The sequence below is a fragment of the Pseudomonas sp. GW821-FHT09C10 genome (genome assembly GCF_059418085.1).
The window spans coordinates 15100-36499 of the sequence record NZ_JBWKPE010000005.1 but is presented as its reverse complement, the minus strand read 5'-3'; the positions used below and the strand labels follow the sequence as shown (position 1 = coordinate 36499).

General features: G+C 61.9%; 20 protein-coding genes, 4 tRNA genes and 1 pseudogene. 18 read left to right on the top strand and 7 right to left on the bottom strand.

Annotated elements, in window-relative coordinates; translation table 11 throughout:
- Window positions 1-132: 132 nt before the first annotated feature.
- The 8 genes from AC07OT_RS11620 to AC07OT_RS11585 all read left to right on the top strand — a co-directional run bounded on the left by AC07OT_RS11620 (window position 133) and on the right by AC07OT_RS11585 (window position 6330).
- Window positions 133-1158, top strand: coding sequence for an NAD(P)H-dependent glycerol-3-phosphate dehydrogenase (locus AC07OT_RS11620; RefSeq protein WP_495108120.1), 1026 nt, complete (start codon window positions 133-135; stop codon window positions 1156-1158).
- Window positions 1159-1168: 10 nt separating this feature from the next.
- A complete protein-coding gene (locus AC07OT_RS11615; RefSeq protein WP_065939916.1) occupies window positions 1169-1516 on the top strand; it encodes a DUF4389 domain-containing protein in 348 nt (115 codons plus the stop codon).
- Complete coding sequence (gene sixA / locus AC07OT_RS11610) at window positions 1513-1962, top strand: phosphohistidine phosphatase SixA (protein WP_495108119.1); 450 nt, start codon at window positions 1513-1515, stop codon at window positions 1960-1962. Before AC07OT_RS11615 ends, sixA begins: the two co-directional genes overlap by 4 nt.
- A 118-nt stretch (window positions 1963-2080) precedes the next feature.
- The gene (locus tag AC07OT_RS11605) at window positions 2081-2524 is read left to right on the top strand and encodes a hotdog fold thioesterase (protein ID WP_339452389.1); all 444 of its coding nucleotides are present in this window, start codon (window positions 2081-2083) and stop codon (window positions 2522-2524) included.
- A gap of 97 nt (window positions 2525-2621) precedes the next feature.
- Window positions 2622-3425 (top strand): alpha/beta fold hydrolase, encoded by an 804-nt coding sequence (locus AC07OT_RS11600; RefSeq protein ID WP_092490330.1) that lies wholly within the window; start codon window positions 2622-2624, stop codon window positions 3423-3425.
- Window positions 3422-4276 (top strand): alpha/beta hydrolase, encoded by an 855-nt coding sequence (locus AC07OT_RS11595; protein ID WP_027607079.1) that lies wholly within the window; start codon window positions 3422-3424, stop codon window positions 4274-4276. The genes AC07OT_RS11600 and AC07OT_RS11595 overlap by 4 nt, the downstream gene beginning before the upstream one ends.
- Before the next feature lie 102 nt (window positions 4277-4378).
- Window positions 4379-5197, top strand: a complete 819-nt coding sequence (locus tag AC07OT_RS11590; protein ID WP_141157167.1) for a DUF4892 domain-containing protein — start codon at window positions 4379-4381, stop codon at window positions 5195-5197.
- 71 nt (window positions 5198-5268) lie between these two features.
- A complete protein-coding gene (locus AC07OT_RS11585) occupies window positions 5269-6330 on the top strand; it encodes an AI-2E family transporter (RefSeq protein WP_495108118.1) in 1062 nt (353 codons plus the stop codon).
- On the opposite strand, the gene AC07OT_RS11580 is transcribed toward AC07OT_RS11585, so the two are convergent.
- Both AC07OT_RS11580 and AC07OT_RS11575 read right to left on the bottom strand, forming a co-directional pair.
- Window positions 6327-7364, bottom strand: coding sequence for a sensor histidine kinase (locus tag AC07OT_RS11580; RefSeq protein ID WP_495108117.1), 1038 nt, complete (start codon window positions 7362-7364; stop codon window positions 6327-6329). The genes AC07OT_RS11585 and AC07OT_RS11580 overlap by 4 nt on opposite strands.
- Window positions 7364-8128 carry a response regulator gene (locus AC07OT_RS11575; RefSeq protein ID WP_065939996.1) on the bottom strand — a complete coding sequence of 255 codons (765 nt, stop codon included), beginning with the start codon at window positions 8126-8128 and terminating at the stop codon, window positions 7364-7366. The genes AC07OT_RS11580 and AC07OT_RS11575 overlap by 1 nt, the downstream gene beginning before the upstream one ends.
- 259 nt (window positions 8129-8387) lie before the next feature.
- On the opposite strand from AC07OT_RS11575, the gene pyrF reads away from it, so the two are divergent.
- Window positions 8388-9086, top strand: a complete 699-nt coding sequence (gene pyrF / locus AC07OT_RS11570; RefSeq protein WP_065924510.1) for an orotidine-5'-phosphate decarboxylase — start codon at window positions 8388-8390, stop codon at window positions 9084-9086.
- 52 nt (window positions 9087-9138) lie between these two features.
- Here pyrF and AC07OT_RS11565 read toward each other — a convergent pair whose 3' ends face one another.
- The gene (locus AC07OT_RS11565; RefSeq protein WP_495108116.1) at window positions 9139-10146 is read right to left on the bottom strand and encodes an NADP-dependent oxidoreductase; all 1008 of its coding nucleotides are present in this window, start codon (window positions 10144-10146) and stop codon (window positions 9139-9141) included.
- A gap of 228 nt (window positions 10147-10374) precedes the next feature.
- Here AC07OT_RS11565 and AC07OT_RS11560 point away from each other — a divergent pair, with 228 nt between their 5' ends.
- From AC07OT_RS11560 to AC07OT_RS11545, 4 genes and pseudogenes are all read left to right on the top strand, one after another.
- Window positions 10375-11136 carry an SDR family oxidoreductase gene (locus AC07OT_RS11560; protein WP_495108115.1) on the top strand — a complete coding sequence of 254 codons (762 nt, stop codon included), beginning with the start codon at window positions 10375-10377 and terminating at the stop codon, window positions 11134-11136.
- 202 nt (window positions 11137-11338) lie between these two features.
- Complete coding sequence (locus AC07OT_RS11555; protein ID WP_495108114.1) at window positions 11339-12751, top strand: aminotransferase-like domain-containing protein; 1413 nt, start codon at window positions 11339-11341, stop codon at window positions 12749-12751.
- 115 nt (window positions 12752-12866) lie between these two features.
- A pseudogene (locus AC07OT_RS11550) lies at window positions 12867-13925 on the top strand (HAMP domain-containing protein); the annotation flags it as partial.
- Window positions 13917-14834: a methyl-accepting chemotaxis protein gene (locus AC07OT_RS11545; RefSeq protein WP_495108273.1), complete on the top strand. Its 918-nt coding sequence runs from the start codon at window positions 13917-13919 to the stop codon at window positions 14832-14834. The pseudogene AC07OT_RS11550 and the gene AC07OT_RS11545, both read left to right, overlap by 9 nt.
- 36 nt (window positions 14835-14870) lie before the next feature.
- Here AC07OT_RS11545 and AC07OT_RS11540 read toward each other — a convergent pair whose 3' ends face one another.
- On the bottom strand, window positions 14871-15683 hold the full coding sequence (locus tag AC07OT_RS11540; RefSeq protein WP_495108113.1) for an alpha/beta fold hydrolase: 813 nt from the start codon (window positions 15681-15683) through the stop codon (window positions 14871-14873).
- A 126-nt stretch (window positions 15684-15809) separates the two neighbouring features.
- Complete coding sequence (locus tag AC07OT_RS11535) at window positions 15810-16580, bottom strand: hypothetical protein (protein WP_027607090.1); 771 nt, start codon at window positions 16578-16580, stop codon at window positions 15810-15812.
- Between the two features lie 359 nt (window positions 16581-16939).
- On the opposite strand from AC07OT_RS11535, the gene AC07OT_RS11530 reads away from it, so the two are divergent.
- The 5 genes from AC07OT_RS11530 to gltS all read left to right on the top strand — a co-directional run bounded on the left by AC07OT_RS11530 (window position 16940) and on the right by gltS (window position 18759).
- A tRNA-Glu gene (locus AC07OT_RS11530) sits at window positions 16940-17015 on the top strand.
- A 3-nt stretch (window positions 17016-17018) separates the two neighbouring features.
- A tRNA-Gly gene (locus AC07OT_RS11525) sits at window positions 17019-17094 on the top strand.
- A 105-nt stretch (window positions 17095-17199) separates the two neighbouring features.
- Window positions 17200-17275 (top strand) — tRNA-Glu (locus AC07OT_RS11520).
- A gap of 3 nt (window positions 17276-17278) precedes the next feature.
- Window positions 17279-17354, top strand: a tRNA-Gly gene (locus tag AC07OT_RS11515).
- A 193-nt stretch (window positions 17355-17547) separates the two neighbouring features.
- Window positions 17548-18759 carry a sodium/glutamate symporter gene (gene gltS, locus AC07OT_RS11510; RefSeq protein ID WP_141157173.1) on the top strand — a complete coding sequence of 404 codons (1212 nt, stop codon included), beginning with the start codon at window positions 17548-17550 and terminating at the stop codon, window positions 18757-18759.
- A gap of 93 nt (window positions 18760-18852) precedes the next feature.
- Here the strand turns inward: gltS and AC07OT_RS11505 are convergent, their stop codons facing one another.
- Both AC07OT_RS11505 and AC07OT_RS11500 read right to left on the bottom strand, forming a co-directional pair.
- Window positions 18853-20592: a dipeptidase gene (locus tag AC07OT_RS11505; RefSeq protein ID WP_495108112.1), complete on the bottom strand. Its 1740-nt coding sequence runs from the start codon at window positions 20590-20592 to the stop codon at window positions 18853-18855.
- Window positions 20593-20739: 147 nt separating this feature from the next.
- Window positions 20740-21366 (bottom strand): alanyl-tRNA editing protein, encoded by a 627-nt coding sequence (locus tag AC07OT_RS11500; protein WP_495108111.1) that lies wholly within the window; start codon window positions 21364-21366, stop codon window positions 20740-20742.
- Window positions 21367-21400: the final 34 nt, after the last annotated feature.

Here is a 21400-nt window from a genome sequence, read left to right as displayed (position 1 = left end):
GTCGCCCTTGCAATTCCGTCACACGGACATGGCAGTTTTCGACAGGCCCACGATTTGATACGGGGGCTGGCCGCAAGCGGGTCGCCCCGTATAATGCCGCCATCGCCACTGGTATGGATTAACGGATTGCATATGACTGAACAGCGCCCTATTGCGGTCCTGGGAGGCGGAAGTTTTGGTACCGCCGTGGCTAACCTGCTGGCCGAGAACGGTCATGCGGTGCGCCAGTGGATGCGCGATCCCGAGCAGGCCGAGGCCATTCGCGTACACCGCGAAAACCCGCGTTACCTTAAAGGCATCAAGATTCATCCGGCGGTCGAGCCGGTCACCGACCTGTTGGCCACCCTGACGGACTGCGACCTGTGCTTTGTTGCGCTGCCTTCCAGCGCCTTGCGCGCGGTGCTGGCGCCCCATGCCGAGCGCCTGGCGGGCAAGCTGCTGGTCAGCCTGACCAAGGGCATCGAGGCGCAGACCTTCAAGCTGATGAGCGAAATCCTCGCCGAGATCGCCCCCCAGGCGCGCATTGGCGTGCTGTCCGGGCCGAACCTGGCGCGGGAAGTCGCCGAGCACGCGCTGACCGCCACGGTGATCGCCAGCGAGGATGAGGCATTGTGCGAGCGCGTCCAGGCGGTGCTGCATGGCCGGACCTTCCGCGTATACGCCAGTGGCGACCGCTTTGGCGTGGAACTGGGCGGGGCGCTGAAAAACGTCTATGCGATCATTGCCGGCATGGCGGTGGCGCTGGGCATGGGCGAAAACACCAAGAGCATGCTGATTACCCGCGCCCTGGCGGAAATGACCCGTTTCGCGGTGAACCAGGGCGCCAACCCCATGACCTTCCTGGGCCTGGCCGGTGTGGGTGACTTGATCGTCACCTGCTCGTCGCCGAAAAGCCGCAACTACCAGGTGGGTTTCGCCCTGGGCCAGGGCCTGAGCCTGGAAGACGCGGTGACGCGCCTGGGCGAAGTGGCCGAAGGGGTCAACACCCTCAAGGTGCTCAAGGCCAAGGCCCAGGAAGTCGGCGTGTACATGCCGCTGGTCGCCGGGCTGCACGCGATCCTGTTTGAAGGGCGCACCTTGAACCAGGTCATCGAGTTGCTGATGCGGGCCGAGCCCAAAACCGACGTCGACTTTATTTCCACCAGTGGTTTCAACTGAGGAACGCGCCATGAACGATCCAAAAGCTGCTCCCAAGTACGAGTCCATTGTCCTGCGCATCCTGTGGATGCTGGTGTTTGCCCTGGTGTGGCAGGTGGCGCAGTTCCTGCTCGGCGCATTGGTGGTGGTGCAGTTGATCTACCGCCTGGTCTACAGCGCGCCGAACCTGGGCCTGATGAACTTCGGCGACAGCCTCAGCCAGTTTCTTGCCCAGATCGGCCGCTTTGGCAGCTTCCACACCGAGCAGAAGCCCTGGCCGTTCGCCGACTGGCCAACCCCGCGCGCTCCCGAGGGCGAAGCCGCCCACAGCGTGCCGCCGGCGCCGCACCCGGTGCGGGATGAGGAGCCGAAGCTATGAAAGTGTGGGTCTTGCGTCACGGTGAGGCCGAGGGGCATGCCCGCACGGATGCCGAGCGCAATCTCACCGAACATGGCCGCGCCGAGGTATTGCGCAGTGCGGGGCACCTGATCGGCCAGCCGCTCAGCGCGATCATTGCCAGCCCGTATGTGCGGGCGCAGCAGACTGCGCAGTTGGTGCGGGACGCGTTGGGTTTCGAACCGGATATCCGCACGGTGCCTTGGCTCACGCCGGAGGGTAATCCGCTGGAGGTCCTGAGCAAGCTCGACAGCGATGACAATGTGCTGCTGGTCAGTCATCAGCCGCTGGTCGGCGGTTTGATCAGCTTTTTGCAGCATGGTCATCAGCGCCAGCCGCAGCCGATGTCCACCGCCAGCCTGGCGGAGCTTGAGGGCGACTTCCCGCTGGCGGGGTTGATGAGCCTGGTCAGCGTGAAGAATCCGTAGGCTATCGTCGGGCCACAAAGGCGCGGGTCCCATGTCCGTCGCTTTTCGTTGGCCCGAGCGCAGCGAGGCAGTTGTGTGGCAGGATTAGGTCCGTAATAAAACCAATAAGGACAATCCCATGAGCTTGTGGCGCACCCAACCGAATATCGAACAACTCAATGCCGGCCAGAAAAACACCATCGGTGAACTGCTGGACATCCGTTTTGAAAGCTTCGACGACGAATCCCTCACCGCCAGCATGGTGGTCGACCACCGCACTCACCAGCCTTACGGCCTGCTGCATGGCGGTGCGTCGGTGGTTCTGGCCGAGAGCGTCGGCTCCGTGGCGGCCTATTTGTGCATCGACCCGAGCAAGTTCTATTGCGTGGGCCTGGAGGTCAACGCCAATCACCTGCGCGGTGTGCGCAGCGGGCGGGTGACGGCGGTGGCCAAGGCGATCCATATCGGCCGCACCACCCAGGTCTGGGACATCCGCCTGACCAACGATGACGGCAAGTGCAACTGTGTCTCACGGCTGACCATGGCCGTGGTGCCTTTGGGCGAAACCCCGCCGGCGCGATAGGTGTGGCGTGAGTGTCATCATTCCTGGCAGTTACAGTCATTGCTGTGGGGCTTGGGGCTGGTGACAATCAATCTTGGTTTTTGCAGATGGGTCCGCTATGTCGCAGCACGTGTTTTTTGCCCACGCCAATGGCTTTCCCTCGGCCACCTACGGCAAGCTGTTTGCCGCCCTGGCCCCGGAATATGCGGTGGCTCACTTGCCGCAACACGGTCACGACCCCAGGTTCCCAGTGGACGATAACTGGCAGAACCTGGTGGACGAGTTGATCCATCATCTGGAGCAGCAGCCGGAGCCCGTCTGGGGCGTGGGCCATTCCCTGGGTGGCGTGCTGCATTTGCACGCGGCCCTGCGCTGCCCGCAGCTGTATCGCGGGGTGGTGATGCTCGACTCGCCCGTATTGACCCGCGCCGACCGCTGGGTGATCCGCGCCGCCAAGCGTTTCGGTTTTATCGATCGACTCACGCCGGCCGGCCGTACCTTGGGCCGTCGTGAAGAATTCAGCGACCTGGACGCCGCGCGCAGCTACTTCGCCGGCAAGACCCTGTTCCGAGGCTTCGACCCGGAATGCTTCGACGCCTACCTGCAACACGGCCTGTACCAGGCGGGTGATCGCCTGCGCCTGCGTTTCGACCCGGCCACCGAAATCAGCATCTACCGGGGCGTGCCCCACACCAGTCCCGGCCAGGTGCGCCAATTGAAAGTGCCGCTGGCGGTGGTGCGCGGTCGCCAGAGCCGTGTGGTGATGCGTCACCACGCCAGCGGTGTCGACCGTCTGCCCATGGGCGAAATGCTCACCATGCCCGGCGGCCATATGTTTCCCCTCGAACGCCCCCAGGACACCGCGACCTTGATCAAGACCCTGTTCGCGCGCTGGGAAGCCCGGGAGCGCAGCTGCGCATGAGCACACCCGTCGAAGAGGTTCGCCTGAGCCTGCCGCACATTGAGTTGGCGGCCCATCTGTTTGGCCCCGAGGACGGTTTGCCGGTGATCGCCCTGCATGGCTGGCTGGACAATGCCAACAGCTTTGCACGCCTGGCGCCGAAGCTTGCGGGTTTGCGTATCGTGGCGCTGGACATGGCCGGCCATGGGCATTCGGCGCATCGTCCTACAGGTGCCGGTTATGCCTTGTGGGATTACGTCCACGACGTGCTGCACGTTGCCGAGCAACTGGGCTGGAAACGTTTTGCATTACTCGGCCACTCCCTCGGCGCCATCGTGTCCCTGGTGCTGGCCGGTGCCTTGCCGGAACGGGTGACGCACCTGGGTTTGATTGACGGCGTGATCCCGCCCACGGCCAGCGGTGAGAACGCGGCCGAGCGCCTGGGCATGGCCTTGCAGGCGCAATTGAACTTGCAGGATAAGCGTAAGCCGGTCTACACCACCCTCGACCGGGCGGTTGAGGCGCGCATGAAAGGTTTGGTCGCCGTGAGCCGTGAAGCCGCAGAACTGCTGGCCCAGCGCGGTTTGATGCCGGTGCCGGGCGGTTATACCTGGCGCTCGGACAGTCGCCTGACCCTGGCTTCGCCGATGCGCCTGACCGATGAGCAGGCCATGGCTTTCGTGCGGCGCGTGGGTTGCCCTGCGCAGTTGGTGGTCGCCGCCGATGGCATGTTGGCGAAACATCCCGAATTGCTTTCCCAGCTACCCTTTACGGTAACCACGTTGCCGGGTGGCCATCATTTACACCTGAATGATGAGCCCGGTGCGGTCCTTGTTGCAGACTGTTTCAATCGGTTCTTCTCCGCGCCTTGACTTGGGGCGGTCAACTGCCGAGGCTGGGCGGATTGAAAGGGAGTCAACCATGAACCAACTCAACACCGCTGCGACCTCCGATGGCCAGGGCTCACCGATCCGATGAGCCTGCGTAAAGGATGTATACGTGCCCTTGGACTGTGCTGTTTCAGCCCCTTGGTGTTCGCCGCCGATGTGCCGGGAAGTCAGGACCTGCCTGCCGTGGCCCGTCAGGTCGACGCACAGATCGTCGATTACCGTCCCGCTGAAGAAAAGGAACGCATCTACCCCATGGGGGCGATCCGCAAGATCAGTGGCCAGTTGCGTTACGAGGGCCAGGCCACTGCCCGTGGGCGAGCCACAGCGATTACCTACGAACTGCCTGCCGAACACACCTCCAGTGCTGCGTTCACGTCGACGCGCGAAGCGTTGCAGGCCAACGGCGCGCAGTTGTTGTTCTGGTGCCAGGCCCGCGACTGCGGTGAAAGCAGCCTGTGGGCCAACGAAGTGTTCGGTAATGCCAAGCTGGTAGGTGCCGACGGCCAGCAGGAATACCTGCTGCTGCGCCTGGCCGCCCCTCAGGAAAACTCCCTGGTGGCCATGTACGGCATCACCCGAGGCAACCGTCGTGCCTACCTGCATGTGGAGCAGTTGGATGCCGGCGCACCGCTGGGCGACCTGCTGCCCACCTCGGCCACCTTGTTGCGCGAGCTCAAAAGCACCGGTGAGCTGGATTTTCCCGCGCTTGGCGGCGACCCGGACGACACCTGGCTGACCCTGATTTCCCGGGGCTTGAACCTCGATACGACCTTGCGCGTCAGTCTGACCGGCCCGAAAGCCGAAGCCTGGCGCCAGGCCCTGGTCGACAAAGGCGTGCGCGCCGCGCGCCTGGAAACCGGCACCACTGAAACCAAAGGCCTGCACCTGCATCTGATACGCTGACCGTAACAGGGCGAACGGACCCGTGCCGTTCGCCTAAGCTTTCTTCCTACAGCCTTTTCTAGAGATACCCCATGCTCAATAACGATCGCCTGCTGGTGCAAATCCTGCTGCTGGTGCTGTTTGGTGCCAGCTTCTGGGTGATGGCGCCGTTCTGGTCGGCGCTGTTCTGGGGGGCGGTGCTGGCGTTTGCCAGTTGGCCGCTGATGGTGCTGCTGACCCGCGCGCTGGGCGGCCGTGAGTCCCTGGCCGCCAGCATCCTGACCCTGGGCTGGATGTTGCTGGTGGCGGTGCCGCTGGTATGGCTGGGGTTCAATCTCGCGGACCATGTACGCGATGCCGTGGCGTTGATCAAGGATATTCAGGTCGATGGGCTGCCCGAGGCGCCAACCTGGTTGGCGGCGATTCCCTTTGTGGGGGAACGCCTGGTCGGCATGTGGAACAGCATCGACGAGCAGGGCGCGGCGCTGATGGTCAGCCTCAAGCCGTACCTGGGGCAGGTGGGCAATTGGCTGTTGGCGCGCAGTGCGCAGATCGGCGGTGGCATCCTCGAACTGACCCTGAGCCTGGTGTTCGTGTTCTTTTTCTATCGTGATGGCCCACGTCTGGCGATGTTCGTGCATCGTTTGCTGGAACGCCTGATCGGTGACCGTGCCGGTTACTACATCGAACTGGTGGCCGGTACGGTGCAGCGTGTGGTCAACGGTGTGATCGGCACTGCCGCCGCCCAGGCCCTGCTGGCACTGATCGGCTTCCTGATCGCCGGCGTGCCGGGTGCGTTGGTGCTGGGGATCGTGACGTTCCTGCTCAGCCTGATCCCGATGGGCCCGCCGCTGGTATGGATCCCGGCCACGGCCTGGCTGGCGTGGAAAGGCGACTACACCTATGCGGTGTTCCTTGGCGTGTGGGGGACGTTCATCATCAGTGGCGTGGACAACGTGCTCAAGCCGTACCTGATCAGCCGTGGCGGCAACCTGCCGCTGGTGATCGTGTTGCTCGGGGTCTTCGGCGGCTTGATTGCCTTTGGCTTTATCGGCCTGTTTATCGGCCCGACCCTGCTGGCCGTGGCCTACAGCCTGCTGATGGATTGGAGCGCAACCCAGGCCCAGGTTCGACGTGAAGACAAGCCCCTTTAAGCTCTGGGCAACCACATCACGGCGGTCAAGCCGCCGCCTGGGGTCTCTTCCAGGCTCAGGCGGCCGCCCAGGCGTTCTGCCGCTTCCTTAGAGATGGTCATGCCCAGGCCAACGCCGCCGGAATTGCGGTTACGCGAGCCTTCCAGCCGATAGAACGGCTCGAACACTGCCTCACGCTTATCGACCGCGATCCCCGGCCCGTGGTCGATCACACGGATGACCAGCGCTTCGCGGCTGTCCTCCAGCTCCACGCGGGCGGTACCGGCATAACGCAAGGCGTTGTCGATCAGGTTGTTGAGGCATGAGCGCAGGGCCATCGGTTGCACCTGCAAGGGTAGGCAACTGCCCGCACATTGCACATCGGAGCCTTGGTCCTGGGCGTTTTCACTCATGGACTCCACCAGCGCCTGCACATCCAGCCAATGCCGGGTTTCACTGGTGCGCTGTTCGTGCAGGTAGCTCAGGGTGGCGTCGAGCATGCCGATCATGTCGTTCAGGTCCTGGCGCATCTGGCCCTGCAGCCGGGTGTCCTCGATCTGCTCCAGGCGCAGCTTGAGACGTGACAGCGGGGTGCGCAGGTCATGGGAGACGGCGCCGAGCATGCGCGCGCGTTGGCTGACCTGCTCGCGAATGCGCCTTTGCATCAGGTTGAAGGTCGAGGCGGCCTGCCGCGCTTCCCACGGGCCGGATTCATCGAGGGGGGGGCTGTCGAGGTCCAGGCTCAAGCGTTCCGCCGCTTCACTCAGGCGCTGTATCGGCCGGCTCAGCAGTTTGGCACCGTACCAGGCCGCGATAATCAACGAGACGAATTGAAAGGTCAGGGGCACCACCGGGCCGCCAAACCAGGGACGTGGGTGCTTGTCGCGCATCGGCGCCAGGGTCCCGTCCGGCTGCTCGATAAATCGCTCAGGAGGGGGCGGCGGCGGTTGGCCGTAGTGGTGAAACCAGAAGAACGCCAGCCCATGGGCCAGCACAATCGCCACCAGCAACACGCCGAACAGCCGACCGAACAGCGTGTTGAAGGGCGCGCGCATCAGCCAATATCCCGGGCGTCGAACAGGTAGCCTTCGCCGCGCACGGTCTTGATCAACTGCGGTGCCTTGGGGTCATCCCCGAGTTTTTGCCGCAGGCGTGACACCAGCAAGTCGATACTGCGATCAAAAGCTTCTATCGAGCGGCCACGGGCGGCATCAAGCAGCTGCTCCCGGCTCAGCACCCGGCGCGGGCGTTCGATAAACACCCACAACAGGCGGAATTCCGCGTTGGACAGCGGCACCACCAGGCCATCGTCGGCCACCAATTGGCGCAACACGCTGTTGAGGCGCCAGTTGTCGAAGCGGATATTCGCGCGCTGTTCGGTGCGGTCATCGCGCACGCGGCGCAGGATGGTCTGGATGCGAGCTACCAGTTCACGGGGTTCGAAGGGCTTGGACATGTAGTCGTCGGCCCCCAGTTCCAGGCCGATGATGCGGTCGGTGGGCTCGCAGCGGGCCGTGAGCATCAGGATCGGGATATCCGATTCGGCGCGCAGCCAGCGGCACAGGGTCAGGCCGTCTTCCCCCGGCAGCATCAGGTCGAGTACCACCACATCATAGGTTTCGGCTTGCATGGCCAGGCGCATGGCGGCGCCGTCGGTCACGCCGGTGGCGAGGATATTGAAGCGTGCCAGGTAGTCGATCAGCAATTCGCGGATCGGCACATCGTCGTCGACGATCAGCGCACGGGTGTTCCAGCGCTTGTCATCGGCGACCACCGCGCCTTTGGGCTCGTCATTCACAGGGACGGAAGGGGTATGCATAGTGCGATCATCTGCCTGGTTGTTGCGCTCAGCATAGGCGCCCAGCCCCATGGCTGGTAGTGCTGGTCGGTGGGTCGTGCGGGCGAGGCTAGCGGCAGGGCGTGTTGTGGGCATGTCATGAATGTATCGGCTTTGAAATAATTACCTGGAATGCCCGGCTGATGGCGCTTGGTCAGTATTTACCGATCATCGGATCCCGCAACGGCGCTGCTTGCGCTACAATCCGCGCCGATTTCGACTTGCCTGAGAGCCCATTCCAATGTCCGTCTGCCAGACTCCTATCATCGTCGCCCTGGATTACCCCACCCGTGACGCCGCACTGAAGCTGGCTGATCAGTTGGACCCCAGGCTTTGCCGGGTCAAGGTCGGCAAGGAACTGTTCACCAGCTGCGCCGCGGAAATCGTCGGCACCCTGCGTGACAAAGGCTTCGAGGTGTTCCTCGACCTGAAATTCCACGACATCCCCAACACCACCGCCATGGCGGTCAAGGCTGCGGCCGAGATGGGCGTGTGGATGGTGAATGTGCACTGCTCCGGCGGTCTGCGCATGATGACCGCCTGCCGCGAAGTGCTGGAACAGCGCAGCGGCCCCAAGCCGTTGCTGATCGGCGTGACCGTGCTGACCAGCATGGAGCGCGAGGACCTGGCGGGCATCGGCCTGGACATCGAGCCTCAGGAGCAGGTACTGCGCCTGGCCGCCCTGGCGCAGAAAGCCGGCCTTGATGGCCTGGTGTGCTCGGCGCTGGAAGCCCAGGCCTTGAAGACCGCCCATCCGTCGTTGCAATTGGTGACCCCGGGGATTCGTCCGGCGGGCAGTGCCCAGGATGACCAGCGCCGCATCCTGACCCCGCGCCAGGCACTGGACGCGGGTTCCGACTACCTGGTGATCGGCCGTCCGATCAGCCAGGCGGCGGATCCGGCCAAGGCGTTGGCGGCGGTAGTCGCCGAGATCGCCTGATCGATGCGCGTTCCCACGTTCACAGAGCGTGGGAACGCGCAGAGCGTGTGTATCAGCTGACTTTGAGCACCAATTTGCCAAAGTTTTCGCCGTTGAACAGCTTCATCAGCGTCTCCGGGAACGTCTCCAGCCCCTCGACAATATCCTCCTTGCTCTTGAGCTTGCCCTGGGCCATCCAGCCGGCCATTTCCTGCCCGGCGGCGGCAAAGTTCGCCGCGTGATCCATCACCACAAAGCCTTCCATCCGTGCGCGGTTGACCAGCAGTGAGAGGTAGTTGGCCGGGCCTTTCACCGCTTCCTTGTTGTTGTACTGGCTGATGGCTCCGCAAATCACCACGCGGGCTTTCAACGCCAGCCGGCTGAGCACCGCGTCAAGAATGTCGCCGCCGACGTTATCGAAATACACATCCACGCCTTTGGGGCACTCGCGCTTCAGGGCGGCGGGCACGTCTTCGTTCTTGTAGTCGATGGCGGCGTCGAAGCCCAGCTCATCCACCAGGAACGTGCACTTGTCGGCACCGCCGGCAATGCCGACCACGCGGCAGCCTTTGAGCTTTGCGATCTGCCCGGCAATGCTGCCCACGGCACCGGCCGCGCCGGAGATCACCACGGTTTCACCGGCCTTGGGCGCGCCGGTGTCCAGCAGCGCGAAGTAGGCGGTCATGCCGGTCATGCCAAGCGCAGACAGGTAGCGGGGCAGGGGCGCCAGATTGGGGTCGACCTTGTAGAAGCCGCGCGGCTCGCCCAGGAAGTAATCCTGCACGCCCAGGGCGCCATTTACGTAGTCCCCGACGGCGAATTTCGGGTTGTTCGAGGCAATCACCTTGCCCACACCCAGCGCGCGCATGACCTCGCCGAGGCCTACGGGCGGAATGTAGGACTTGCCTTCATTCATCCAGCCACGCATGGCCGGGTCGAGGGACAGGTATTCGTTGCGCACCAGCACCTGCCCGTCCTCGGGCGTGCCCACCGGCACGACCTGGTAAGTGAAGGTTTCCCGCGTGGCCGCGCCGACCGGGCGTTTGGCGAGCAGGAATTGGCGGTTGGTCTGGGCGGTCATGGCAAGGACTCTTTAGAAGTGAAGCATGATTGATAGACCTTGAATGGCCCGGGGGCAAGGTCAGCCGAGGGTGCGAATGCTCATCGATAGGTGCCATTGATAGTGAGCCGGGTTGCCTTATCACCATGACTCATACGGCACTAACCGGCCTTCTGATAGTGCTGACGTGTGCGTCTCGGCGTTGGCTAGACTCGTGCCACTGCCATTAATCCCAATAGGACATCCTCCATGAGCATGACGTTTTCCGGCCAGGTCGCCCTGGTGACTGGCGCCGCCGCCGGTATTGGTCGCGCCACTGCGCTGGCGTTCGCCGCCGAAGGCTTGAAGGTCGTGGTCGCCGATCTCGACGTAGCCGGCGGCGAGGGCACGGTCGCGCTGATCCACCAGGCCGGAGGCGAGGCGCTGTTCGTGCGCTGCAACGTCACCCAGGAGGCGGATGTGCAGCAGTTGATGGCACAGACCATCGGCGCCTATGGTCGTCTGGACTATGCGTTCAATAACGCCGGCATCGAGATCGAGAAGGGCAAGCTGGCGGACGGCAGCCTGGATGAGTTCGACGCGATCATGGGCGTCAACGTCAAGGGTGTGTGGTTGTGCATGAAGCACCAGTTGCCGCTGCTGCTGGCCCAGGGCGGCGGGGCCATCGTCAACACTGCGTCGGTGGCGGGGTTGGGCGCGGCGCCGAAGATGAGTATCTATGCAGCCTCCAAACATGCGGTGATCGGCCTGACCAAATCGGCGGCGATCGAGTATGCGAAGAAGAAAATCCGCGTCAATGCCGTCTGCCCGGCGGTGATCGATACCGATATGTTCCGGCGCGCCTATGAAGCCGACCCCCGCAAGGCCGAATTCGCCGCCGCCATGCACCCGGTCGGGCGTATCGGCAAGGTGGAGGAAATTGCCAGCGCAGTGCTGTACCTGTGCAGCGACGGAGCGGCGTTCACCACCGGGCACGCCTTGGCCGTGGACGGTGGCGCGACGGCTATCTAGGACCTGGCGCCGGCCCCTTGGTCGAAAACGTCTGGGGGCGCGTGGGGCTTTTCCAAAGCTGGCAAAACGCTGTGATCGAATATGTGTCAGTAGGTAAATAAGTCAATAAAATCAATACTTTAATAAATTTATGCGGCCGGCAACCTGCGGCTTCTGTGCTTAACTCTCCGGGTTGATAACAGACAGTTGAAGTGAGTGGCTCATGGATTTAGGGATCGATCGACAGGCCCTTGTACCAGTAGTGCAGCAAATCGTCAGTGCAGTGGTGCAATGGATTCGCAAGGACGGCGTGAGTCCCGGAACACGCTTGCCATCCGTCCGCCAGTTGGCCCTGGATAACCTGCTCAGCCAATCCAGTGTGATCGAAGCATTCGAACGGATGGTCGCCCAAGGAGTGCTGGCGCCCCGGCAGGGCTCGGGATTTGTGGTGGCCCAGCCGGCTGCCTGCCACGAAGGCAACTGGTATGAGGGGGCGGAGCGCGAGTGGGGCACCTTTGCCGACAATCCGTTGGGCGAGTTGAAGCTGGGCTGTGGCTGGTTGCCCGATGCCTGGCGCGAAAGCGATGACATCAGTTACGCGATTCGTGAAGTCACCCGCACCGACACGGCCGGCCTGTTCAACTACAGCACCCCTCTGGGGTTGCCCGCGCTGCGCGAGCAACTGCTCAAGCGCCTGACCCAGATTCACATCGCCACCAGCCTGGAGCGCATCCTGACCACCGCAGGTGCCAGCCATGCCCAGGACCTGCTGATACGTACGCTGCTCAAGGCCGGCGACAGCGTGGTGGTCGAAACCCCCGGGTATGCCAACCTCTATCGGCAGCTGGCGTTCCAGGGCGTGAAACTGCTGGAAGTACCGCGTACCCGAGGCGGCCCCGACCTACCGGCACTTGAAGCGCTGCTGCAGCACCACCATCCCAAGTGCCTGTTCATCCACAGCCTCTATCACAATCCCACGGGCACCAGCCTGTGCCGGGTGGTGGCCGAGCGCTTGCTGGAACTGGCACACCGCAAGAACTTCCTGATCATCGAGGAAGATGTCTACGGCGACCTGCAACAGGCCAGTTGCACGCGGCTTTCGGCATTGCCCCATGATGATCGGGTGATCTACGTCGCGAGTTTTTCCAAGACCCTGAGTAGCGCCTTGCGTGTGGGCTACCTCTGCGCCAGCAGCGCAATCATCACGCAATTGGCCAGCCTCAAGACCTTGAGCGGTTTCGGCACCTCCCGGTTTGCTGAAGCGGTGGTCGCCACGTTGCTGGCCAACGGTACGTATCGCAAGTGGGTGCAGCGCCTGCGCAAGCGGTTGAGCAGTGAAATGGCCGTGACCCTGCAAGTGCTGGAGGACGAAGAGTGGGAGGTGTTCGCCGTACCCACCGGCGGTATGTTCCTGTGGGCACGTCCGGGGGCGGCGCAGCCTTCGCGGTTGCAGGCGTGCGCCCGGCAGTTGGGGGTGTTGTTGTCGCCCGGGGGGTTGTTCAGTCCAAGCGGCAGTCACAGTGAGTGGCTACGCCTCAATGTCGCCTATGCTACCGATCAACGTGCCTTGGCGTTGTTTCGTGCGATGGGGCCCGCCAGATCGACCTCGACCATTCTGAAAACGACGAGCGTGTAGCTTTTTGCCATTATTGTGGCGCCAGTGCCTTGTGCTCAGTGCCTTTTGGTTGCGAATCTCGTTGCTTGTCCATCGGACTTGATGGCGTCCGCCATTGCAAGAGGATTCAAGTGCAATGATTTCAGGCGTGCAACGACGTTTCGCCAACCTGGGTATGGCGAAAAAACTGGGCTTGGGCTTCACCCTGGTGCTGCTTCTGACGGCGTTGGTCGCGGCTATCGGCGTGTGGTCCCTGCAAACCGTTGGCCAGCGTTTTGAAGGCCTCAAGGCCATGTCGTCGCTTAACAGCGGCTTGCTCAAGGTGCGCCTGATCGAGCAGGACTACGCACTGCACGCCGACCCCAAGGCCGTCGACGCCCTGCATGAAAGTCTCGATGCCCTGGCGGCCCAGGCGGCCGGCCTCAAGGCCCAGTCTGCGGCGAATGTGCCGGTGATGGCCGAGGTCGAGCAGGCTCTGGCAGCCTACCGGAAGGCGTTCGATGAGTTTGTCGAGCTGACGCAGACCAAGGACCTGGCGCTGGAAATGGCCAGTTGGTCGGTGTCCAGCGTAGCGAATAACCTGGATGTATTGCAGGCCGGGCTGGCGGACGACGGCGCCTATGGCCTCAAGGAAAGCCAAGGCAAGGAGGGCGCCGAGTTTATCGAGCAGGCAGGCCAGATCAGTCAGGTTTCCCGCTTGATGTTGCAGGCCATGAACGAAGCCCATGTGCGCCTGGACCAGAGTCGCAAGGCGGATGCTGATGACGCCGAGCAAGGCAAGATCGAGCAGGCCGACCAGGCCCTGGCTCAGGTCGAGCAATTGAAAACGTCGGTCAAGGACCCTGGTTATCAGACGGTGCTCAACGAAGTTTCCGGGCATATCGCCGCCTTCAGCGAAAAGCTGGGGGAATACACCGGCCTGCTGGCCCAGGAAAAAGTCGTCTACAAACAACTGCACGATCGAGCTGACCAGGTCGTCAGCCGGGTCAACCAGGCCTATGACGCTGAAGACCTGTCGATGCAGGCGCAACTGAAGAAAAGCGCGATGTTGATCATTGGCTCGTCGGCCCTGGCCTTGCTGGTGGGGTTGATTGCGGCCTGGGTGATTACCCGCTTGATTGTCGCGCCGCTGCGCAGTGTGATCGCGGTAGCCCGACAGATTGCCGCCGGGGATCTGAGCGGGCGCATGGAGGTCAGCCGTCGTGATGAAATCGGCCAGTTGATGCAGGCGATGCAACAGATGGGCGGCGGCCTTAGCCAGATGGTCAGCGGCCTGCAGGCCGGTATCGAACAATTGGCCAGCTCGGCGCAGTCGCTGTCCAGCGTGACCGAACAGACCAACGTAGAGGTCAGCAGCCAGAAGGAAGAAACCGAGCAGGTCGCTACCGCGATGAACCAGATGACCGCCACCGTGCACGATGTGGCGCGCAACGCCGAACAGGCTGCGCAAGCCGCGCAGACGGCGGACGAAAAGGTCGACAGCGGCCAGCAGGTGGTGCGCCAGAGTTTGCAGCGCATCGAGTTGCTGGCCACGTCCAGTACCCGTGCGAGCACCAGTATCGAGAGCCTCAGTGCTGAAATCCAGAATATCGGCACCGTGCTGAGCGTGATCAAAAGCGTCGCCGAACAGACCAACCTGCTGGCCCTGAACGCAGCCATCGAAGCCGCCCGCGCAGGCGAACAGGGCCGGGGGTTTGCGGTGGTGGCCGATGAAGTCCGGGCACTGGCCAAGCGCACCCAGCAGTCGACCGAAGAAATCGAGCGGCTGGTGAGTACCTTGCGCAGCGCGGCGCAATCATCGGTGCAGCAAATCCAGCAAAGTGGCGAACTGGTCAAGCTGGCGGTCAGTGATGCGTTGGAAACCGAAAGTGCCCTGGGCAGCATTGCGGTAGCGGTGTCGTTGATCCAGCAGATGAACCAGCAGATTGCCGCTGCGGCTGAGGAGCAGAGCTCGGTGGCCGAAGAGATCAACCGTAGCGTCACCAGTATTCGTGCGAGTGCCGATCAATCGGCGTTGAGCATGCAGGGCAATGCGGCGTCGAGCATCCAGCTGGCGCAGTTGGGGGCGGAGCTCAAGGGGATGGTGGGGCACTTCCGCCTTTGAGCGCCGCCCCGAGGCGGCGATCAAAAGGGAGGGCGATCAGGCGTGGTTGGCGAGGAAGGTCAGCAGCGCTTCGTTGACGAAATCCGGGTTCTCCCGGCTGGAGATATGCCCGGCGTGTGGAATCAGGATCAGGGCGCAGCCAATCAGTGCGGCCATTTCCTCGGATTCGACGGGTGGCCGAGGCTTGTCCTGTTCGCCACACATCACCAAGGTGGTATCGGCGTCCAGCTGCGGTAGTTGTTCCAGCACATCTTCGCGGCTGAAGATCAATCGACCCAGGGGGACGATGCTGTGCAGCAGGCGTTCCCGGGGAAAGTCCTGCAGTGACTTGCGAAAGTCCTGGTAGAGCGCCGATTCGCGGTCGATGTCCGGGCGAAAGAAGATCGGCGCAATCACATCCAGCAACGGCTCAGGAATGGCGCCGGCGTCTTCAATCATCTTGAACAACGAGAAGTAATACTGGCGCGTGGCCTCTGGCTCGGCACCGAGGTAGGTGTCCATCAGCACCAGGCTGTTGATCCGCTCGGGGGCCTGCAACGCCAGGCGTGCGCCCCACATGCCGCCCACCGACAGGCCTGCCAGGTTGATCTGTGCGATCTCCAAATGGTCAAGCAGGGCCAGGACCTGGCGCGCAAGGTCGTCTAGGGAGTGGGTGGAGGCGGGGAGCTGGCCCGATTCGCCGTGGCCCCACAGTTCGGGCACGATGACCCGGTACTGTTGCGACAGGGCTTCGATCTGCGGGGCCCACATGTCGCGGTCCCACAGGTAGCTTGAGCCGAGCAGGACGACAGGGCCGGTGCCCTGGTCGACGTAATGCAGCGGTTGTCCATCAATGACGGCGATAGGCATAGCGGGCCTCTGACTTCACGGAGTGAGGGGCACTTTTTTACGCTAGTCGGGGACGGGGCGATAGATGCAAATTGATGGCATGTTGGGGCGAGCGGGCAGCCCGCTCACCCCAGGGGAGCGGGCAGATCAGTCGTAGATGACTTTCTTTTTCCACTCGGCATCGGCGTCGACTTCTTTCATGCCTTCGGTCAATTCGTTGACTTCCTCCGCCGCCTGTTTGCTGTTAGCCAGCACGGTCGAGTTGGCGCGGGCCAGTTGACCTTCCAGCAATTGCAGCTGTGCACTGTAGAGCACCGGCTCCGGCTGTTTACGCAGGTACTGCACGCCACGCTCGAAGGCCAGGCGCGCCTGGCCCGGTTGGCCCTGCTGCAAGGCGTGCTGGCCGAGGTTGTTGAAGAACTCGATGTGCAACAGCACCAGGATATGGCGGATTTCCTTGATCCAGTGCTTGGCTTCGTTGGTCGGCAGGAACCCGTCCTGAGCGGCGCGGGTGACCTGGCCATGCAGGGCTTCCAGCAGGAAGCGCACGTCCTTGGCCTTGGCTTCGGTCTGGATCGGCGCCGGCGGGTTGTTCACCGGGATGGACTCGCCCTGGGCCACCAGCGTGTTCAGCTCGGTGATACGGGCCTTGAGCGGTGCACTGGTCTTGTTGAGGTTCAACAGGCGTTGATTGACGTTGAGCTCCAGGCGGGCCAGTAACAGCTTGAGCGCCGGGGTCATCAGTTGGCCAGGGAAGGTCTCGGTGATCTCACCGCAACGGCGCAGGCGATCATTAAGCTCGATCTCGGTGCGCTTCTTTTCCAGCTTGTTGTTTTCCACCACGTGGTTCATGTAGCCAATGGCGATCAGTATTACGATCCCGGCTATTACCAGCAGGGTGATCATGAGTGGTGTCACCGGTGTGACCTCTTTGATAGGGTTTACAGTGGAGTGTAGTGACTGGGCTTGTCGGCGGATAGGACTGATCGACCAGTTACCCAGGTAGTTCTTCTATATAAGTAGCCGCTCCCTGCGTAGATGCACATTGCCATCACTTGCTGGAACGAACTATAGCGCCTTGTCGGACGCCAGAATATAGGCGTCAAGGCCTAGACGGGCAGAATGCCCTGCGCGGGCCGGTAAACACGGGCGAAGTCATTGATTTAAATAAATTTATCCTTGGGGGTTGACGACCTTTCAATCCATCCATAGAATGCGCGCCACTTACAGCGTAAAGCACACAGCGAAACGCGGTAGGGAGTGAATGTTGTACGTGTGTCCCCTTCGTCTAGTGGCCTAGGACACCGCCCTTTCACGGCGGTAACAGGGGTTCGAGTCCCCTAGGGGACGCCATATGCGGGAATAGCTCAGTTGGTAGAGCACGACCTTGCCAAGGTCGGGGTCGCGAGTTCGAGTCTCGTTTCCCGCTCCAATTTACAAGCAGTGTGGCTTTCGGGCGGCACTGAGTGAAACCAGGACCAAGTCTTCGGACGAGGCCTCTGGGCACTGAAATACACACCATGTGTTTCAGTAGCGTGTCCCCTTCGTCTAGTGGCCTAGGACACCGCCCTTTCACGGCGGTAACAGGGGTTCGAGTCCCCTAGGGGACGCCATTTGCGGGAATAGCTCAGTTGGTAGAGCACGACCTTGCCAAGGTCGGGGTCGCGAGTTCGAGTCTCGTTTCCCGCTCCATATTCAACAAAAACGCCGATCAGTGATGATCGGCGTTTTTGTTTGTGCTGTTTTTCTATGGGGCACACCCGATGTAGGGTGCTGGGTGTTTTGTAGGACTTATCTGTAGTTAGAGTGGGATGGGTGCGTATTGGCTTGGTGATCTTTACTCTGGCGTGCCCGATTTCCCGGCCTACTCCAGAGAGATGCCTGAATGCTTGAACTCGATTTCTATTCCACGCTGGTCGCCGCGTCACTGGTTCTTTTACTGGGACGTGGGCTGGTCGCGCGAATCAGCTTTTTGCGCACCTACAATATTCCTGAACCGGTGGCCGGCGGTCTGGTGGTTGCCGTGCTGCTGCTGGCGTTGCGCGGGCTGGCTGATATCGAGGTGCGGTTCGACCCTTCGCTGCAAACCCCGCTGATGCTGGCATTTTTTGCCACCATTGGACTGAATGCGGACTTCGCCAACCTGAAGAAAGGCGGACGCATCCTGGGTATTTTCCTGTTGGTCGTCACTGCACTGTTGGTGGTGCAGAACGCCATGGGTATTGCGTTGGCCACGGCGTTGGGGCTTGACCCTCTGATGGGCTTGCTTGCTGGCTCTGTGACATTGTCGGGCGGTCACGGCACCGGGGCTGCGTGGGGCTCGGTGTTCAGCGAAAAATATGCTGTTGCCTCCGCCTCTGAGCTGGCCATCGCTTCGGCGACCTTCGGTTTGGTCCTCGGCGGCTTGATTGGCGGACCGGTCGCGCGTTTGCTCATCAAGCGTGTCCGGACGCCCGGCCTGGAGCATCCGCAACCGCGCTTGCCGAAGGGCTTCGAGCAGCCCAACCAGGAGCGCTTGATCACTTCATTCTCGTTTATCGAGACCCTGGCACTTCTCGCGATCAGCCTGCAGGTCGGCACTTTGCTCAATGGTTTTCTTCAAGGCACGGCGTTCGAATTGCCCACCTTCGTGTGCGTGCTGTTTATCGGCGTAGTGCTGCGTAACGGGTTGTCGGCGCTGGGTTGGCATCAGGTATTCGAGCGTGAAGTGTCGGTGCTGGGCAACGTCAGTTTGTCGTTGTTCCTGGCCATTGCCCTGATGTCGCTCAAGCTCTGGGACCTGGCGGCACTGGCACTGCCCATCGTGATCCTGTTGGCCGCGCAGGCGTTGTTGATGGCGCTGTTCGCGATTTTCGTCACGTTCCGGGTCATGGGCAGCAACTATGATGCGGCAGTGTTGGCGGCCGGGCATTGCGGTTTCGGGCTCGGCGCTACACCAACGGCCATTGCCAATATGCAAGCAGTGACTCAACGCTTCGGCCCGTCGCAGATTGCGTTTCTGGTGGTGCCAATGGTGGGGGCGTTTTTCATCGATATCACCAATGCGGTGGTGATCAAGTTGTACCTGGCGTTGCCATTCCTGGGCGTGGCAGGTTGAGTGCTTTGCCTATCCGTGCAAGCGCCGATCAATGCTGATCGGCGTTTTTGCATGCGCTATCTGTTGCTTAGCCGTGGCGGGCTTGAACCTCTGTCATAGCTTCGGCAGCTGCCCGATACGCCCGATCATTTCGGTGACGATCTGCAGATCCAGCAAGAACTGGTCGACCGTCTTGAACTCATTGTCGGTGTGCCCGGTGTACTTCACTTCCGGCCGCGCCAGGCCGAATTGCACGCCATTGGGCAGTTCATGCACGGACGTCGCGCCGGCCGAGGTGCCGAATTTGTGCTCCATGCCCAGGTTTTCGCTGGCCACGGCCAACAAGGCCTTCACCCACTCACCTTCCGGGTTGCGGTACATCGGTTCGGCGACCGAGTAAGTGAAGTCCACATTGACCTTGGTTTGCTTGTCCCAGGCGCTCAACTTGTCGGAAATCTCGGCTTTCAGTTTCTCCGGCGATTTGCCCTTTGGTACACGCAGGTTCACCGCCAGCTTGAAGGCTTTGTCATCCAGGCCGACAAAGGTCAGCGAGGTGGTCAGCGGCCCCATGAAATCATCGGAGAAACCTACGCCCAATTTGCCGCCCAGATAATCCAGGCCCCAGTTGTCCGAGGCATAACGGGCCGCGTCGGTGATGTGGTTGTGCTTGAGGGCGATCGTGCCGTCGACGCTGTGGATCAGCTCCAGCATGCGCGACACCGGGTTGATACCGGATTCCGGCTCGGAGGAGTGCGCGGAAACCCCGGTCACTGTCAGCTTGACCTCTTTGCCAACCACCTTGGCTGTCACTTCGAAGTCACCGCCGTTGCGTTTGGCATACTCCGCACCGGCTTTTTGCAGGCTGGCGGCCAGTTCGGCAGGGGTGTCGCTGATCAACGTGGCAACCGAGGCCGAGGGAATCTGGTTGGTGGCCATGCCGCCGGTCATCGCGATGATTTCCGCGCCTTGGCCTTCCCCTTTGCGGCGCGGGAAGGTGGCCATGACAGTGCCATAACCTTTTTCGGCAATCACCACCGGGTAGCCGCCATCCAGCGCCAGGTTGTACTGCGGCGTCGGGTTGCGTTCGAAGTAATAGGGGATCGCGTCGCCGGAAGTTTCTTCGGTGGTGTCCACCAGCAGCTTGAAATTGCGCGCCAGCGGCAACTTCTCTTCCTTGATCACCTTCATAGCGTACATCGCCACCACGATGCCGTTTTTGTCATCCTCGGTGCCACGGCCATACATGCGGTCGCCGATCAGCGTGACCTTGAACGGGTCGAGCCTGGTGCCGTCTTTCAGCACCCAGTTCTCCGGCGTCACCGGCACCACGTCGGCGTGAGCGTGGATGCCCACCACTTCGTCGCCGCTGCCTTCCAGGGAGATCTCGTACACGCGGTTGTCGACGTTACGGAAGTTCAGGTTGAAGGTCTTGGCCAGGGCCTGAATCTTGTCGGCAATCCGGATGAATTCCGGATTTTTGTACTGCGGCACGCCGTCCACGTTGAAGGTCGGGATTTCCACCAGTTCGCGCAGGGTGTCGAGGGCGGCCTTGCCGTATTTCACTCGGGTATAAATACCCAGCAGGCGATGGATCTCGTTCTGCTGGTCGGCGGTCAGGGTTTTGTTATCGAGGAAGGCACCGATCGCCGGGCCTACGTCGTCGGCCTTGCCCAGGTCGCCTTTGGCCAGGGTGCCGAGGAAACCACGGAAGTCCGTGACCGACGTTTCGCTGAAGCTCTTCAGAATCGCCGTGCTTTGCTCTGGGGTGATGTTGGCAAAGGCAGGTGCGGTCATCACCGAAAGGCCGGCCGCGAACAGGGTGGCAGCCGCCAATTGCTTGAGTCGAAAGTGCATGGTCAGGGGCATTCCTTTGCAAAGGGAAATAGGGGATTCCTGATCAACATGTCAGAAATATTTCGACACACTACCACTGCCAAGGCGTGCCCGGGAGGCCACTGGGAGGCTTATCTAAAAACTCGATATCACCCTCGACCCCGTGCTTTAGTCCAGGCTGTAACGCACCGACAACGCGCCCTTTTTCTCCGAAAGCGCCAGGATCGTTACCTGACCCAACTCGCCCAGCGTTTGCACATGGGTACCGCCGCAAGCGTAGGTGGGCAGATCACCGAAGCCCACTTCGCGGGTGCCGTCGTCCAGGGCCATATGGCGCGGATAGTCGGCGGCGATCCATTGGTTGATCTGCCGTTGAATGATCTCGGCGTCCATGGCTTGCGCGGTTTCGCCACGGATAAAAGTGATCTTGCCTTCACCTGGCCAGTGGTGCGCCTTGATCGGCATCCAACCCAGGGTTTCGCCGGCGTTGCCGATCAAATGCCCGGCGGAGTGCAGGCGGGTGTGCAGGGCGCGGCGTGGTTCGTCGACTCGCGCGGTGATGGGGCCCGGTTCCACCGGTTGGTTGACATAGTGCACCACGCGATCGGTTTCCTGGGTCACTCGCAGCACCTGGCTGTCGCCCAGCCAGCCGGTATCGAACGGCTGGCCGCCGCCTTGGGGATGGAAAATCGTCGACTGCAAAACGACCGCAAACTGGCCCTCGCAGGGGGTGCAGCTGAGTACTTCAAGCTCGGCGGTCAGGTGGTCATGGGTGAAAAACAGGCGCTCGGTCATTTTCTACATCCGCATCAGGGTTCTGTGGGCAGTA